This is a genomic window from Olleya sp. NP1-10, assembly GCF_055804415.1.
In genome coordinates this window covers 146,275-162,500 of sequence record NZ_CM147840.1, presented here as the reverse complement: position 1 = coordinate 162,500, position 16,226 = coordinate 146,275, and the positions used below count along the sequence as shown (strand labels likewise).

The following is a 16,226-nucleotide window of genomic DNA, read 5'->3' as shown; positions in this document are numbered from 1 at the left end:
AAGCGCGAAACCCACCACAAGATGAGATTTCTTTAAAGGGTCGTGGGAGATGACCACGTTGATAGGCTATAGGTGTAAAGGCAGTAATGTCATAGCCAAGTAGTACTAATAACCCATAGGCTTATTGTACGCCTGTTTTTTATAAAGTTCAATATTATTTTCATGAATATTTTTTCAATATGTTATTATATACGGTTAAGTAGAGTATTCTACACACACCGAAAGATTTAAGGTGATTATAGCGATGGGGCTCACCTCTTACCATTCCGAACAGAGAAGTTAAGCCCATTTGCGCCGATGGTACTACATTGTGGGAGAGTAGGTCGTCGCCTTTTTAGAGAATCCTCAACATTTATTTGTTGAGGATTTTTTTGGTATATACTTTACTACATTATTAAATACAATACTCGTCATAGCTTAAATTAACTACAGAATTAAAGAATGCTTTAACCTTTAGAGGTAGAAATTTAAGAAGGTTTTAGTCCTGTATGATAAATCATTAAGAATTTAAAGAGTATTTCTTTATTTATAAAATAGCATTATTTATATTACCATACATTATTAATCTTCAATGGAAATAAATAAAGACTTAATTTTAGCTAACAATTTTGTAAATAATACTGATAGAAATATTTTTCTAACAGGTAAAGCTGGAACAGGTAAAACAACTTTTCTTCATAAATTAAAACGTGATTCATTAAAAAGAATTGTAATTGTTGCTCCAACTGGTGTTGCTGCTATAAATGCTAAAGGTGTTACTATTCATTCTTTTTTTCAATTACCTTTCGGGCCTATATTACCTAATGATGATTTAAATACCCCTTCAGGTTTTAAAAGAAAGTTTAGTAAGACTAAAATCAATATTATTAAGTCTATGGATTTATTAATAATTGATGAAATTAGTATGGTTAGAGCTGATCTTCTTGATGGAATTGATAAAACCTTAAGACGGTTTAGAGATCGAAAAGTTGTATTTGGAGGTGTACAGATTTTAATGATAGGAGATCTGCAACAACTTTCTCCTGTTGTAAAAGATAATGATTGGCATTTATTAAAACAATTTTATAAAAATCCTTTTTTCTTTAGTAGTTATGCTTATCAAGGATGTCAACCAATTTCTGTTGAACTGAAACATATATATAGACAAGATAATCCTAAGTTTATTGATATCTTAAATGAAATAAGGACTAACACTCTATCAAAAGCTTCAACTGAAGAATTAAATAAACGTTATAACCCGAATTTCATCCCATCGGATAATGACGGTTATATTTCATTAACAACACATAATAGGAAAGCTGAACAAGTGAATAATTCAGCTTTAGCTAATTTAAAAGGTAAAGAAAAAATTTACAAAGCGAAAGTTGAAGGTAAATTTCCTGAATTTTCTTACCCTAATAAAGTTGAATTAGTTTTAAAGGTTGGTGCTCAAGTTATGTTTGTAAAAAATGATAGCTCAATTGAAAAACGTTACTTTAATGGTAAAATAGGGAAAGTAATACTATTAGATAAGGATGAAGTTGTTATTAAATGTCCTGATGATGAATTTAATATAATTACAAAACCTGAAGTTTGGGATAATATTAATTATAATGTAGATCCAGAAACTAAAGCAATTACCGAAAACAAAATTGGTTCTTATACCCAAATGCCATTACGTTTAGCTTGGTCGATAACCATACATAAAAGTCAAGGTTTAACTTTTGATAAAGCTATTATTGATGCTGAAGGGGCTTTTGCACATGGACAGACTTACGTTGCTTTGAGTAGATGTAAGTCATTAGAGGGCTTGGTACTTAAAAGTAAGATTACTTCTAACCAAATTATTAGTGATAATAATGTAATTCAATTTAATAAAGAAGCTGAGGCTAATCAACCTACTGAGTTAATTTTAAACGAATCTAAATCTAGTTATCAGTTAGGTCTAATTTCTGAAATTTTCAATTTTTATCAATTTTTATATCCTGTTAATCGAATTTTAGATATTTATTATAAAAACATAGGAAGTTTTCAAGGTAATATAGAAGCTCCTTTAATTACAATTAAAGATACTGTTGCTTCTTTATTAAAAGTCGCAAATGGTTTTAAAGCCCAATTGTCTGAGTTAACCTCTAAAGCTCTACTTCCAGAATCAAGTGATCAAATTCAGGAAAGATTTATTAAGGCTATAAATTATTTTAAAGCACAAACAGATTCTAAGATTATTGATAGTTATAAAACATTCAATTTTTCGACAGATAATAAAAATCTAGAAAAAGATTTTAATAAACAATTAGATACTGTTGAAGAGTTAATAGCCATAAAAACACTCTATTTTTCAAATTTAAATAAAGGCTTCAAAGTAAATACATTCTTGGAATTACGAGCCAAGTCTGTTTTCTTAACTAAAGAAAAACCTAAAAAATCAAGAACATCTGTTGTTGATGGAACTACCAATGTCGAGTTATTTGAACTTTTAAGAGAATTAAGAAACACAATAGCAGAGCGAGAAGATTTAATTCATTTTCAAATTTTTACTCAAAAGTCATTATATGAAATGTGCGAAACCTTACCAACCAATAAAAACGAGTTACTTAAAATTAATGGTTTTGGTAAAACAAGGGTTGAGAAGTATGGAAATGAAATACTAAAAGTTATTACCGATTACTGTGATGAAAATGATATTGAAACTTCAAAAGCTATTGAAGTTTTTGATAAGCCAAAACCTAAGCGTAAAAAAGGAGACACTATGTTAACTTCTTTACAGATTTTTAAAGCTGGTAAATCAGTCGAGCAAATTGCTTTTGAGCGCGATTTAAATGTTAATACTATAATTGGTCATTTGGCTAGTTTTATTGCTACAGGAGAAGTTAAAATTACCGATTTAATATCTGAAAAACATTATAAAGAACTTAAAGACATAATACCAAAACATAAATTTGAAAATCTATCCGATTTAAAACATCAAATAGATGATAAGTATACTTATGGAGAAATACGATTAGTTTTAGACGAAATTTCAAAATAAAAAAAAGGCTTTAAATTTAATTTAAAGCCTTTTTAGCATTATATTTTAATTAAAGATTACCCTTTAATAACACCTCTAGAAATTACTATTTTTTGTATTTCAGAAGTACCTTCATAAATCTGTGTGATTTTTGCATCACGCATTAAACGCTCTACATGGTATTCCTTAACAAAACCATTTCCACCATGTATTTGCACAGCTTCAACCGTTTGTTCCATTGCAACTTTGCTAGCATATAATTTAGCCATAGCACTAGACATGTCATAGTTGTTACCTTGGTCTTTATCCCAAGCAGCTTTCATGACTAACATACGTGCTGCTTCTATTTCAGTATGCATATCAGCTAATTTAAAAGCAATAGCTTGATGGTTACAAATTTCTGTACCAAAAGCCTTACGCTCTTTACTGTATTTTAAAGCTAATTCATAAGCACCAGAAGCAATACCTAAAGCTTGTGCAGCAATACCAATACGTCCTCCAGATAAAGTTTTCATTGCAAACTTAAATCCAAATCCATCTTCACCAATACGGTTTTCTTTAGGTACTTTAACGTCGTTAAATTGTAAAGTATGTGTATCACTTCCTCTAATTCCTAATTTATCTTCTTTAGGTCCAATATCAAAACCAGGAGTTCCTTTTTCAACAATAAAAGCATTAATACCTTTATGTCCTTTTTCTCTATCTGTTTGTGCGATTACTAAATATACATCGCTACGACCACCATTAGTAATCCAGTTTTTTGTCCCATTAATAATGTAGTGATCACCTTTGTCAATAGCAGTAGTTTTTTGCGACGTTGCATCACTACCAGCTTCAGGCTCACTTAAACAAAATGCTCCTATAGATTCGCCAGAAGCTAATTTTGTTAAATATTTTTGTTTCTGTTCTTCTGTACCAAAAGCTTCAAGACCATAGCAAACTAAAGAGTTGTTAACAGACACCATTACAGAAGCAGAGGCATCAATCTTTGATAATTCTTCCATAATTAATACGTAAGAAATAGCATCCATACCACTTCCTCCATACTTAGGGTCTACCATAATTCCCATAAAACCTAGAGCTCCCATTTTTTTTACCAATTCGTCTGGAAACGTTTGTGCGTTATCACGTTCGATAACTCCTGGTAATAATTCTGTTTGTGCAAAATCGCGAGCAGCATCGCGAATCATGATATGTTCTTCAGTTAGGCTTAAATCCATAATTTATATAAGATTGTTGATTTAATAAAAATTGTACGCAAAGATAAGTTTTTATTAGCATTTTTTCAATCGATATAGTTATTTTTACAGGATATGATTAAAGACAAGTTTTGCGTAATTGGTGTGATGTCTGGTACCTCTTTAGATGGTATAGATCTAGCTTTAATTTCATTTAAAAAAGAAACCGATTGGAGCTTCAAAATCAATAAAGCCACAACCATAGCCTATTCTCAGGATTGGACTAATAGGCTAAAAAGCTTAACAGATTTAAACCCTTTACAATTAGCAAGTTTAGATCAAGATTATACTAGCTATTTAGCCAAAGTAATTAATAAATTTATCCAAGAAAATGACATAAAAACTATAGATGCAGTATGCTCTCATGGTCATACAGCCTTGCATCAACCTGATTTAGGTTATACGTTACAAATAGGAAACTTACCTAAGTTAGCAACATTAATTAAGCAAAATGTTGTGTGCGATTTTAGAGTTCAGGATGTTATGTTAGGAGGTCAAGGTGCTCCTTTAGTACCTATTGGTGATCAATTATTATTTAATCAATACACTTGGTGTCTAAATTTGGGTGGATTTGCTAATATTTCCTGTCAAGCAGAAAACCAACGCATAGCATTTGATATTTGTCCAGTAAATATAGTCCTTAATAAATACGTCAACAGTTTAGGTTTAAGTTTTGACAACAAAGGAAGCATTGCCAGAAACGGAAACATTTGTCAACCATTATTACAACAGTTAAATGACTTACCATTTTATACACAAAAACATCCAAAATCTTTAGGATTGGAGTGGGTAAAGACAAACATTTTTCCGTTAATAGATAGTTATAATTTAAAAACAGAAGACATTTTGCACACTTACGTAAAACACTGTGCACAACAAATAGCTGCAATAATAAATCAAACAAATAAAGCTTCGGTATTAGCCACAGGAGGAGGTGTTTTTAATTCATTTTTAATAGAAGAAATTCAAGCATTAACTTCAAATAAAATTGTCATACCTTCAACAAAAATAATCGAGTTTAAGGAAGCCTTAATTTTTGGCTTTCTTGGTGTATTACGCTTAATAAATCAAAATAATTGTTTAAAATCCGTAACAGGAGCTTCAAAAGACCACTCCTCAGGTAATATTTATAAATATAACCCATAATTATCATTAGTTATGCTATATGTTTAGGATTCAGAAGCCTTAAGCATATTAACATTAAATTATCACAATAAAAATGCTTTAACTATTAAAATGCATTTTTTGTTTTTTTATATTTGTTGAACTAATAAAATCTAATACTTCTTAAGATGAATCAACTTTAGCTACCTTAATATTATTCTCCGATTTAAAAGAAAATATTAAAGTTGAAACCAAAATCAATAATGAAAGACTTATTAAAAATTTACGAAAATAAAGAACCAGAAATCATATTTAACTGGAAAGATTCCGAAACTGAAGCAGAAGGATGGACTGTCATAAACTCACTTAGAGGAGGAGCAGCAGGAGGAGGAACCAGAATGCGTAAAGGACTGGACATGAATGAAGTGTTGTCTTTAGCAAAAACAATGGAAGTTAAATTTACTGTTTCTGGACCAGCTATTGGTGGTGCAAAATCAGGGATAAACTTTGACCCAAAAGACCCAAGAAAAAAAGGCGTTTTAGAACGTTGGTATAAAGCAGTATCACCATTACTTAAAAGTTATTATGGTACAGGAGGAGACTTAAATGTAGACGAAATACATGAAGTAATTCCAATTACAGAAGAATCTGGAGTCTGGCATCCACAAGAAGGTGTTTTTAATGGACACTTTAAACCAACCGAAGCAGATAAAATAAACCGTATTGGACAATTACGTCAAGGTGTTATAAAAGTGTTAGAAAACACTAATTTTTCTCCAGATGTTGCAAAAAAATATACTGTAGCAGACATGATTACAGGTTATGGTGTTGCAGAAGCTGTAAAACATTATTATGATATTTATGGAGGAAGCGTAAAAGGCAAACGTGCAGTTGTACAAGGTTTTGGAAACGTTGGGTCTGCAGCAGCTTATTATTTAGCTCAAATGGGAGCCAAAGTAGTTGGTATTATTGATATTTCTGGAGGAGTTATTAACGAAGACGGATTTTCTTTTGAAGAGATTAAAAATTTCTTTTTAACTAAAAACGGAAACACATTATCAACAGATAATATGATTCCTTTTGCCGAAATGAATGAACGTGTTTGGTCTTTAAAAACCGAAATTTTTGCACCTTGTGCAGCTTCAAGATTAATAACACAAGATCAAATTGATCAAATGATAAACACAGGTTTAGAAGTTGTATCATGTGGTGCAAATGTACCTTTTGCTGATAAAGAAATTTTCTTTGGATCAATCATGGAACAAACTGATGAGCGTGTAAGCCTTATACCAGATTTTATTTCAAACTGTGGTATGGCTCGTGTATTTGCCTACTTTATGGAACGTAAAGTACAAATGACAGATGAAGCGATCTTTAATGATACTTCTAATATTATCAAAAAAGCTATACAAAACGTACATGCTAAAAATGCTTCTAAAAAGGAAATTAGCAAAACTGCTTTTGAAATAGCACTAAAACAACTTATTTAAAATATAATTAATATGTTCAAGAATTTTTTAGGGAATAGCCCAAAATGGTTTAAACTAACCATGATTAGTTTTTTAATTTTTAACATTTTTTCTTTTTTCGTATTAGGAAAAACTGTGACTTCATGGCTTTTTATTGCTGAGTTTATTTTTACTCTAGCCATGGCTTTAAAATGTTATCCGTTACAATCTGGTGGATTATTAGCAATTGAGGTTATTGCTTTAGGATTAACATCTCCTGAAAACGCGTATCATGAAGTTGATCAAAATTTAGAAGTAATTCTACTTTTAGTATTCATGGTAGCAGGTATTTATTTCATGAAACCATTACTGATGTTTATCTTTAGTAAAGTATTTACTAAAATAAAATCTAAAGTAGTTTTATCTCTATTATTTGTATTTCTATCAGCTATTTTATCAGCCTTTTTAGATGCTTTAACAGTAACAGCTGTATTAATTAGTGTTGCTGTAGGATTTTATGGTGTTTATCACAAAATTCATTCTAGTGAAGCAGATTATGACTCAAGTGGAGTAAAAGATAGAGAAGAATTAAGTGGTGAAACTCTAGAACAATTTAGAAGCTTTTTAAGAAGTTTAATCATGCATGGAGTTGTAGGTACGGCTTTAGGTGGTGTTTGTACTTTAGTTGGTGAACCTCAAAATTTATTGATTGGTGAAAGATTAGGATGGGACTTTATCGAGTTTTTCGTACAAATGGCACCAATTACCATTCCAGTATTAATAGCAGGATTATTAACAACAGTAATTTTAGAGCTAACAGGATCTTTTGGTTTTGGTGAAAAACTACCTCCTGTTGTTGCTGGAATTATCGAAAATTATACAATTGAAGAAGACAAAAACAGAACTGACAAACAAAAATATGCACTTATAGTTCAAGGTGTAGCAGCAGTATTGTTAATCATGGGATTAGCATTACATATTGCTCCAGTTGGATTTATTGGATTAGCTTTAATTATTTTCCAAACTGCATTTATGGGTATTATTGATGAGCATCAATTAGGACATGCTTTTGAAGAAGCATTACCATTTACAGGTTTGCTTGTTGTATTTTTTGTGATTGTTGCCATGATACATGACCAACACTTATTTAGTCCTATTATTAATTGGGCTTTAAAACAAGATCCAGCAGCACAGCCAGGTTTATTTTATTTAGCTAACGGTTTCCTGTCTGCGATTAGTGACAATGTATTTGTTGCAACAGTATATATAGGAGAAGTTCAAGAAGCATTTAAAAGTGGTGCAATTGATAGAGAGCATTTCGAAAAATTAGCAATTGCGATTAACACAGGTACAAACTTACCAAGTGTAGCAACACCAAACGGTCAAGCAGCATTCTTATTTTTATTAACTTCAGCATTAGCTCCATTAATCAATTTATCTTACGGTAAGATGGTTAAAATGGCATTACCTTATACAATTGTATTAGGTGTGTTAGGTTATGTTATGGTAAAAATTGTTTTAGTATAATTTAATTAAAAGATTAGCGTTAGATATTTAAATAAAAACTTAATATGATAAGTACATTAATTCAAGACACTGCTCAAGCGGTAGATCCATTAGCAGAAGGAGAACCAGTTGAAAAAACATTATCAATAATCGAGTTAATAACAACAGGAGGTACTGCAGGTATGATTATTATCGCATTACTATTTGTGTTATTAGTCATGGCAGTTTACATTTATTTTGAACGAATCTTTGCTATAAAAGACGCTTCAAAAATTGATTCAAACTTTATGAATCAAATTAAAGATTACGTTAGTAATGGTAAAATAGAGTCCGCTCAAAATTTATGCACAACAGTAGATTCACCTGTATCCAGATTAATTAGTAAAGGGGTTTCTAGGATTGGTAAACCTTTAGACGATATTAATACAGCTATTGAAAATGCAGGACGACTAGAAATTTATAGTTTAGAAAAAAATGTAAGTGTATTAGCAACTATATCTGGAGCAGCACCAATGATTGGTTTTCTTGGTACAGTAATAGGGATGATTTTATCTATTTTTGAAATTGCAAATTCTGGTGGATCGATAGATATTAAAACGTTAGCAGATGGTTTATATACTGCAATGACAACTACTGTAGGTGGTTTAATAGTAGGTATTGTAGCATACATTGCATACAACCATTTAGTTGTTAAAACTGATAAAGTTGTATATCAAATGGAAGCTAACTCGCTTGAATTTTTAGATTTATTAAACGAACCTAGTTAATATGCGATTAAGAGGAAGAAATAAAGTAACACCAGAATTTAACATGTCGTCTATGACAGACATCGTGTTCTTGCTGCTTATCTTTTTTATGATTGCATCAACTTTAGTCTCGGCAGAAGCTATTGATTTATTATTACCTAAATCATCAAGTAAAACCACACAGACTAAAAACGTATCTGTAAGCGTTGACAAAAACGTTAACTATTATGTAGATATGAAGCAAGTCTCTAAAGATAAATTAGAAGCAGAAGTATTAGCAAAAGTTGGTAATGTAGACTCTCCAACGATTACTATTAGATCTGATGAAAGTGTAGAAATGCAACATGTCGTATTTATTATGGACATTGCAAACCGAAATAAAATCAAATCGTCATTGGCAGTAAAAGCACAATAAGATGAAATATTTAAAAACCAAACACGAAAAGAATTCAGCAAAAATAACAGCATTAATTATGCTGATATTGCTATTGCTTCTATTTGTAGTTGGTCAAAATTATATGGATCCACCAGAAGAATATGGTGTAGCCATTAACTTTGGAGGTTCTTCTGGAGGTGGAGGAGGTGCACCAGCTCAAGCAGCAGCACCAACTAAAACACAGCCAGAAGAGACTAATCCTCAAGAAGAAGTACAGCAACAGGAAGCTGCTGCTGCACCTACGTCAAAAGAAGACGTCATCACACAAGAGGATGAAGACGCTGTTGCCATTAAAAAACAGCAAGAACAAGCTAAAAAAGAAAACGACGCTATAGCCAAAGCTAAAGCAGACCAATTAGCTAAAGAGCAAGCTGCAAAAGCAGCTAAAGCTGCTGCTGAAGCAGCAGAAAAAAGAGACAAGATGAGATTAGAAAAGCTAATGATGCTTTAATAAACGGAATTAGTAATTCAGAAAATGCATCGGACTCTAATAGTAATGGTCCTGGAAATGGACCAGGTAATGGTTCTGGATCAGGTAACTCTTATGGACCAAGTAAATTTGGCGATGGTACAGGAAAAGGAAGTGGTAATGGTGTAGGATATGGTTTAAACGGAAGAGGTAAGCCTAGGTTTAACACTATTGTTCAGGATTGTAACGAGTCTGGACTTGTGGTCGTACAAATTGAAGTAGACCGTTCCGGTAAAGTTGTAAAAGCGGTTCCAGGAGTTAAAGGCACCAAAAACACTGCAGCTTGTTTATTAGAACCTGCTCGTAAAATAGCATTAACCCATAAATGGGCTCCAGACAGTAATGCACCAGAACGTCAAATAGGATTTGTAAGTATCAATTTTAAATTAGGTCAATAAACTATCATGACTTATTTAGAGACTGTAAATTGGATGTTTTCTCAACTTCCAATGTATCAAAAGCAAGGTCAAACAGCATTTAAAAAAGACTTATCAAACACTATTAAATTAGCTAATTACCTTAATAATCCACAACATAAATTTAAATCTTTACACGTAGCAGGTACCAATGGTAAAGGCTCTAGTAGTCACATGTTAGCATCTGTACTTCAGGAAGCTGGTTATAAAGTTGGATTATATACCTCTCCACATTTAAAAGACTTTAGAGAGCGTATTAAAATTAATGGCACAGAAGTTACTAAGCAATTTGTTATTGATTTTATAGAAGAAAACAAATCCTTTTTTGAAGATAATTCATTGTCTTTTTTTGAAATGACAGTAGGAATGGCTTTTGATTATTTTGCAAAACAAAAAGTTGATTTTGCAGTTATTGAAGTCGGTTTAGGAGGTCGTTTAGATTCAACAAATATTATTACTCCTGAGGTGTCTTTAATCACTAATATAGGATTAGATCATGTACAGTTTTTGGGTGATACTTTAAGTTTAATAGCTTCAGAAAAAGCAGGTATTATCAAACCAAATATCCCTGTTGTTATTAGCGAAACACAACCAGATACTCAGGATGTTTTTAACGCTTTCGCGGAAAAAAATAGCAGTCCAATCTATTTTGCGGATCAATTAATTACCAAAACGTTTACAACAGATTTAAAAGGAAGCTATCAATTCAAGAACATAAAAGGAGTTGTGCAAACCGTAAACCTACTTAATAAAAAAGGATATAAAATATCTGACGATAATATTGTTAACGGATTACATCATTCGGTTAAAAATACAGGTTTAAAAGGACGTTGGCAAATATTAAATATAGCTCCTAAAGTTATTTGTGATACAGCTCATAATAAAGAAGGTTTAACCTTAGTAATGCAGCAATTATTGCAAGAAAAACACTCCAAACTTCATATTGTATTTGGAGTTGTTAATGACAAAGACCTGGTTTCTATTTTACCTTTATTACCAAAACAAGCAACATATTATTTTTGTAAACCAAATGTGCCAAGAGGTTTGGATGCCAATATGTTAATGCAATCTTTTTTGGATAATGGATTTACAGGTAAGTCTTACGCTTCGGTTGAAGAAGCTTACAATACAGCATTAAACACAGCTTCGGTTGATGACGTAATTTATATCGGAGGAAGTACTTTTGTGGTTGCTGAAGTGGTTTAATTTCATATAAATTGTATCTTACACTTTCATTTAATTCATCTTAAAAATGTTAGAGATAATCAATCAAATATTTTCTATTCAATTAAAAAGTAATAAAGAAAATTTGACAATTTTCAATAGAAATATTGATAGGATTAATCATGAATTCGAAACTTTGGGTTATCATATTGTTAATCCAATTGGTCAAACATACCGAAACGAAATGACAGACGTTGAAGCCAATATTACTGGTGATTTTAATGGACAAATGAAAATTGTTAAAGTACTAAAACCTATAGTTTATAAAAAAACGGATAACCAAAATGTTTTAGTACAAAAAGGAATTGTAATTGTAGAATAACACCCAATGAAGACCATTAACTTTGCTATTGATTTAGGTACCACAAACAGCTTAATTGCTAATTATAATAATGGTGCTGTTAAAATATATAATAACCCTTTGGGTTTAAAACAAACCTTACCTTCTTGTGTTGCTTTTAGAGGTAATCGCACGATTATTGGAGATAAAGCTTTAGATTATTTAGAGAAAGATGCAGAAAATGTTTGCATGCTTTTTAAACGTAAAATGGGTACACAAGAAACTTATTTTATACCGTCTATTGATAAAGAAATGTCTCCAATAGACTTATCTTCTTTAATTTTAAAAGAATTAAAAAACTTTGTTACAGATACAGATCAATTACAAACTGCTGTAATAACAATTCCAGCATCTTTTGATACTATACAATCTAACGCGACTAAAAAAGCAGGTTATTTAGCAGGTTTTAAAGAAGTTGTTTTGTTGCAAGAACCTATTGCAGCATGTTTAGCTTTTGCAAATCAGTCTAATTTGGATATAGAAACATCTAAAAATTGGATTGTTTATGATTTTGGAGGAGGGACTTTTGATGTAGCTTTAGTAGAAGTCAATGACAGAGAATTAAAAGTTATAGATAATGAAGGAGATAATTTTTTAGGAGGCGCAGATTTTGATAATCTTATTGTAGAGAAAATAATTGTTCCAAAAATTGAGGTTATAGCTAATATTACTAACCTTTGGAAAGATATTAAATCTAAATCTAGTCAATATAAAGGTTTGTATTTTGAGTTGCTTAAAAAAGCTGAAGAAGCTAAAAAAGAATTATCTGTTTATCCTGAAACAGAAATTGAAATAGATATTGATATTAATGATGATAATGTTTTTGATCAAATTGTAATAACAAGAGCAGAATTTGAAGCTGTTATTACTCCTAAAGTTGAGCAAACCATTACGTTTATTAAAAAAGTAATTTCTCAAAATCAATTATTAAACTCACAAATAGAACGTCTAATATTAATTGGAGGTAGTACTTATGTGCCATTAATTAAACAACGTATTAAAGAAGAAACCGGTATTTTGGTAGATTCTAGTATAGATCCAACATCTGCAGTTGTAGATGGAGCAGCTTACTTTGCTGGATCTAAACCTACAACTATTGAAACAGAAAAAACAATTATAGTAGAGGAGGAGAGTAGTATTGAAACTCAGATTTTTTACGAGCAAAACACTAGAGATTTAGAAGAGTTAATCACATGTAAAGTTTCTGGTAAAGACTTAAAATACAGAGTAACCAGAACGGATGGTGGTTATGATTCTGGAATAAAAATAATTGAAAATGGAGGCTTTGCCGAGTTTGTACCGCTTTTAAAGGGGCAATTAAACCGATTTAAAATTCAAGTTTTAGATCAACAGTTAAATCCTTTAAAAACTATTAATACAATAGCAATAAATCAAGGAAGTTACAATGTTTTGGGACAACCGTTACCTATAGATATTTGTATGGAAATTGATGATATTGATGCTTCGGTTACCAGATTAGAACAGATTTTTAGAAAAGGAAGTATTCTTCCATTAAAGAAAAAAATATACAAAACAGCATCTAAAACTATACTTAAGGATTCTGATGCTAATCTAATCATTAATATTGTCGAAGGGCAATCTAAAGGCTTACCAAGTTCAGGTTTAAGTATTGGGTATATCGAGTTTTCTGGAAAAGATCTTGAAGAAGATTTAATAAAAGGAACTGATATTGAAATAGAAGTAGAGATTACTGAGTCTAGAGATTTAAAAATAAATGTCTATCTACAAGCTTGTGATCAAGAATTTAAAAATGTTTTTAGTCAGTCAGAACGCACTATCAGTATTTCTAAAATAAACATGGAAATTAATGCGGTTTTATCTGATGTAGAATACCTTATTAAAGAACAAGTTGAAGAAGAAAATTTTGAGTATTCTAATAAGCTAGAACAATTAAGAGTTGGTTTAATTGAAGTTCAGATTGAAACGACGTTACTAAATGATGATGATGTCTCTGATAAAAAATACCAATTAGACGATCAAAAACGTAAGCTTATACAAACTTTTGACACGCTAACTAGAAACAAGGTTATAGCTTTAGAGATTGAAGAGTACAATCATTCTAAAGAAAGTTTAGAATGGGAAGTTAATAAAGAAGAAAACGAAAAATACAGGCCTAAATATCTTAAGGTTATTGCTAACGAAAAAGAAGTTATTAATTCTGGTGATAAATATTTAATTAGAGCTAAAATAAAAGAATTAGATGTCTTGTTTAATTCAATTATACAGTCTAGTGATGAGAATTTTATATCCTATTTTTTTGGTCTAAAATACACTTCAGGTTTTACAGATACTAAAAAGGCCGATAAGTTAATGAAGCAAGGTGATGAAGCTATCGAGCGTAAAGATTACAAATCTTTAAAACATATTGTTTATGCTTTATACGCCTTATTACCAGACAGAGAAAAAGAGAAGCAAAAGCAATTTAAAGATGATAGTAAAACAGGTTTAAGGTAATTATCTAGTTGTATTTATTTTTATACCATTTTGTATATATGTAATCAATATTTAAGGACTCAAGTTCTAGCTTATTGGTGTTAATATGATCACGTAAAAAAGTGTCAATAGTAGTTTTATTAGTCTTAAAATCTTTATTGAATTTTACTTCTTGACTATATGGTAAAATATTTATTTCAGTATTGGCTTTAGTGTCCAATGTCTTTATTTTATATAAGCTTGATAATTCTGATCGAGTTTTAAAATGAGAGAAACGTCCTGGAGAAAAATATTGACCTGTATAAAATAACAATGAGTCTCCTTGTTTAATATTAATATACCTTGTTTCTTCTTTAGGTATATAAATAGTTTGGTCTATACCTTGGGTTAGTCTAAAAACAACAAGGTCGTTATTACTATTGTTTTTAAGTAAACTATAATTGTTTACTCTGTTTTCTGAAGATTCAATAGTGTTAAATGTTTTTGGATAGGCATTTGTAAATGCAGTTATAGGTGTGGTTGGTTTTGGATTTTTTTCTTGATCCTCTCGTTTTGTTTTCAGCTTTAAGCTGTAAATAAATCTTATATGATTTTTTGATTTATACCTATTACCATATGTGTTTGGTAATGTTATAGTTTTAATAGTATTGTTGTTTTTGAATGTTACAGTTTCTTCTATATTGTTATTTTCAGAATTATTTGAATCTAAAGTTTGCTGCTCTAATTGTTTTTTTTCTTGAATTTTACGAATAGCTTCTAAAATATTTTTCTTGTTTTCGTTTGTGTTACCAATATTAATTCTATCGTATTGATCATAATAGTTAGACGGACTACTACTATCACTTCTAAAAACTTTAGTTGCTATTCTAACCATTAATATTAAAAATACTATGATACTCCATATTCCAACACCTGTTCCTGATTTTGTTTTTTGAGATTTTCCAGTTTTGAATGCGTAAGGTTTGGCTGTTGCTGCATTTGATATTAAAATATCCTTGAGCATGTAGTTAGAAATTTCTAACTCTCCAAAAGCTACCATAGCTTTAGCAGTAAAGATAAAAGTAGAATTGTTAGTGTTTTTTCTTTTAGAATTATAGATATCAATTACAACTGAATTTAATTCGTTTATATCATCTTCAAATGAATTTGGATATTGACTTAAACACTTAATGAAATTACGATTTGTGATATATGCAACAGGGTAATGCTTGTCTTCTATTTTTCCTTCTTCCATATAGACTTTAGCATAATTTAGTTTAGAACTAAAAAAACTAATAATCATTTGCTCTATTTCTTCAGTGAAAAGTCTTTGACTTAGAACAATATTAATTAATAGGATATACTTCCCTTTATTTAAAGTTTCAGACAAAAAAGGTTTAATGTGTGCTTTAAAATATGGTGCTAAAAACTGTTTTAAACTATCAATATTTGCAATGGACTCATGATGTATTTTAATTGAGCTCTGAGGAATATTACTATAGTCACCAGTTATTATTTGCTTTAACCATTGATGCTTTTCTACAAATATGTGATGCTTTCTAATCGTTTCGTCTTTTAGTTCATCTATCATAGAAGATAATTGACCTAAATTACTACTGTTATCTAATACAGCTTTAGCTTTTAATTGCTTTTGTAATCTTATTATTTTAGTATTATCTAAGTCTGATATTGCCTCAATATCTAAATTTAGTTGGTCTATAATGGATATGTAGTTCAAATTGAGTAGCTATTTGCATTCAAAAATATCAAAATATTTATAATTTTTAGTTTTGTTATTAACTATAAATTAAAGAGTTAATTTTTTATTCGAAAAAAAGTTATTTTTTTTGAATAAAAGGTTTTGAGGAATCAAAAAGTAA

13 protein-coding genes and 2 rRNA genes (1 of these 15 running past the window's edge) are annotated in these 16,226 nt (G+C 30.4%); 13 read left to right on the top strand and 2 right to left on the bottom strand.

Annotated features, from left to right (window positions below; genetic code table 11):
• From AC0L4B_RS00790 to AC0L4B_RS00780, 3 genes are all read left to right on the top strand, one after another.
• Positions 1 to 129: ribosomal RNA gene (locus AC0L4B_RS00790) — 23S ribosomal RNA — on the top strand; it begins 2,691 nt to the left of the window's first position.
• 99 nt (positions 130 to 228) lie between these two features.
• Positions 229 to 335 (top strand): 5S ribosomal RNA (gene rrf, locus AC0L4B_RS00785).
• A gap of 236 nt (positions 336 to 571) precedes the next feature.
• Complete coding sequence (locus AC0L4B_RS00780; RefSeq protein WP_473438138.1) at positions 572 to 3,007, top strand: helix-turn-helix domain-containing protein; 2,436 nt, start codon at positions 572 to 574, stop codon at positions 3,005 to 3,007.
• Between the two features lie 56 nt (positions 3,008 to 3,063).
• On the opposite strand, the gene AC0L4B_RS00775 is transcribed toward AC0L4B_RS00780, so the two are convergent.
• The gene (locus tag AC0L4B_RS00775) at positions 3,064 to 4,206 is read right to left on the bottom strand and encodes an acyl-CoA dehydrogenase (RefSeq protein WP_473438137.1); all 1,143 of its coding nucleotides are present in this window, start codon (positions 4,204 to 4,206) and stop codon (positions 3,064 to 3,066) included.
• A gap of 93 nt (positions 4,207 to 4,299) precedes the next feature.
• Between AC0L4B_RS00775 and AC0L4B_RS00770 the strand changes: the two genes are divergently transcribed.
• From AC0L4B_RS00770 to AC0L4B_RS00725, 10 genes are all read left to right on the top strand, one after another.
• Positions 4,300 to 5,370, top strand: a complete 1,071-nt coding sequence (locus AC0L4B_RS00770) for an anhydro-N-acetylmuramic acid kinase (RefSeq protein WP_473438136.1) — start codon at positions 4,300 to 4,302, stop codon at positions 5,368 to 5,370.
• A 221-nt stretch (positions 5,371 to 5,591) separates the two neighbouring features.
• Entirely contained in the window at positions 5,592 to 6,818 is a 1,227-nt protein-coding gene (locus tag AC0L4B_RS00765; RefSeq protein ID WP_473438135.1) for a Glu/Leu/Phe/Val dehydrogenase dimerization domain-containing protein, read from the top strand.
• Between the two features lie 12 nt (positions 6,819 to 6,830).
• Positions 6,831 to 8,303: a sodium/proton antiporter NhaB gene (gene nhaB / locus AC0L4B_RS00760; protein ID WP_473438134.1), complete on the top strand. Its 1,473-nt coding sequence runs from the start codon at positions 6,831 to 6,833 to the stop codon at positions 8,301 to 8,303.
• Positions 8,304 to 8,347: 44 nt separating this feature from the next.
• Positions 8,348 to 9,049 (top strand): MotA/TolQ/ExbB proton channel family protein, encoded by a 702-nt coding sequence (locus tag AC0L4B_RS00755; protein ID WP_473438133.1) that lies wholly within the window; start codon positions 8,348 to 8,350, stop codon positions 9,047 to 9,049.
• Position 9,050: 1 nt separating this feature from the next.
• Positions 9,051 to 9,443: an ExbD/TolR family protein gene (locus tag AC0L4B_RS00750; RefSeq protein ID WP_028289172.1), complete on the top strand. Its 393-nt coding sequence runs from the start codon at positions 9,051 to 9,053 to the stop codon at positions 9,441 to 9,443.
• 1 nt (position 9,444) lies between these two features.
• Entirely contained in the window at positions 9,445 to 9,915 is a 471-nt protein-coding gene (locus AC0L4B_RS00745; RefSeq protein WP_473438132.1) for a hypothetical protein, read from the top strand.
• Between the two features lie 218 nt (positions 9,916 to 10,133).
• A complete protein-coding gene (locus AC0L4B_RS00740) occupies positions 10,134 to 10,331 on the top strand; it encodes a hypothetical protein (RefSeq protein ID WP_473438131.1) in 198 nt (65 codons plus the stop codon).
• 6 nt (positions 10,332 to 10,337) lie between these two features.
• Complete coding sequence (locus tag AC0L4B_RS00735) at positions 10,338 to 11,555, top strand: bifunctional folylpolyglutamate synthase/dihydrofolate synthase (RefSeq protein ID WP_473438130.1); 1,218 nt, start codon at positions 10,338 to 10,340, stop codon at positions 11,553 to 11,555.
• Positions 11,556 to 11,601: 46 nt separating this feature from the next.
• The gene (locus tag AC0L4B_RS00730) at positions 11,602 to 11,895 is read left to right on the top strand and encodes a hypothetical protein (RefSeq protein WP_473438129.1); all 294 of its coding nucleotides are present in this window, start codon (positions 11,602 to 11,604) and stop codon (positions 11,893 to 11,895) included.
• A 6-nt stretch (positions 11,896 to 11,901) separates the two neighbouring features.
• A complete protein-coding gene (locus AC0L4B_RS00725; protein ID WP_473438128.1) occupies positions 11,902 to 14,388 on the top strand; it encodes an Hsp70 family protein in 2,487 nt (828 codons plus the stop codon).
• Between the two features lie 4 nt (positions 14,389 to 14,392).
• On the opposite strand, the gene AC0L4B_RS00720 is transcribed toward AC0L4B_RS00725, so the two are convergent.
• Positions 14,393 to 16,084: a hypothetical protein gene (locus AC0L4B_RS00720; protein ID WP_473438127.1), complete on the bottom strand. Its 1,692-nt coding sequence runs from the start codon at positions 16,082 to 16,084 to the stop codon at positions 14,393 to 14,395.
• Between the last annotated feature and the right edge of the window lie 142 nt (positions 16,085 to 16,226).

Excerpts from the sequence above, each read along its gene's own strand:
- AC0L4B_RS00735 (WP_473438130.1), top strand. The coding sequence starts at position 10,338 with ATGACTTATTTAGAGACTGTAAATTGGATGTTTTCTCAACTTCCAATG.
- AC0L4B_RS00770 (WP_473438136.1), top strand. The coding sequence starts at position 4,300 with ATGATTAAAGACAAGTTTTGCGTAATTGGTGTGATGTCTGGTACCTCT.
- AC0L4B_RS00755 (WP_473438133.1), top strand. The coding sequence starts at position 8,348 with ATGATAAGTACATTAATTCAAGACACTGCTCAAGCGGTAGATCCATTA.
- AC0L4B_RS00775 (WP_473438137.1), bottom strand. The coding sequence starts at position 4,206 with ATGGATTTAAGCCTAACTGAAGAACATATCATGATTCGCGATGCTGCT.
- AC0L4B_RS00750 (WP_028289172.1), top strand. The coding sequence starts at position 9,051 with ATGCGATTAAGAGGAAGAAATAAAGTAACACCAGAATTTAACATGTCG.
- AC0L4B_RS00730 (WP_473438129.1), top strand. The coding sequence starts at position 11,602 with ATGTTAGAGATAATCAATCAAATATTTTCTATTCAATTAAAAAGTAAT.
- AC0L4B_RS00765 (WP_473438135.1), top strand. The coding sequence starts at position 5,592 with ATGAAAGACTTATTAAAAATTTACGAAAATAAAGAACCAGAAATCATA.
- AC0L4B_RS00780 (WP_473438138.1), top strand. The coding sequence starts at position 572 with ATGGAAATAAATAAAGACTTAATTTTAGCTAACAATTTTGTAAATAAT.
- AC0L4B_RS00745 (WP_473438132.1), top strand. The coding sequence starts at position 9,445 with ATGAAATATTTAAAAACCAAACACGAAAAGAATTCAGCAAAAATAACA.
- AC0L4B_RS00725 (WP_473438128.1), top strand. The coding sequence starts at position 11,902 with ATGAAGACCATTAACTTTGCTATTGATTTAGGTACCACAAACAGCTTA.
- nhaB (WP_473438134.1), top strand. The coding sequence starts at position 6,831 with ATGTTCAAGAATTTTTTAGGGAATAGCCCAAAATGGTTTAAACTAACC.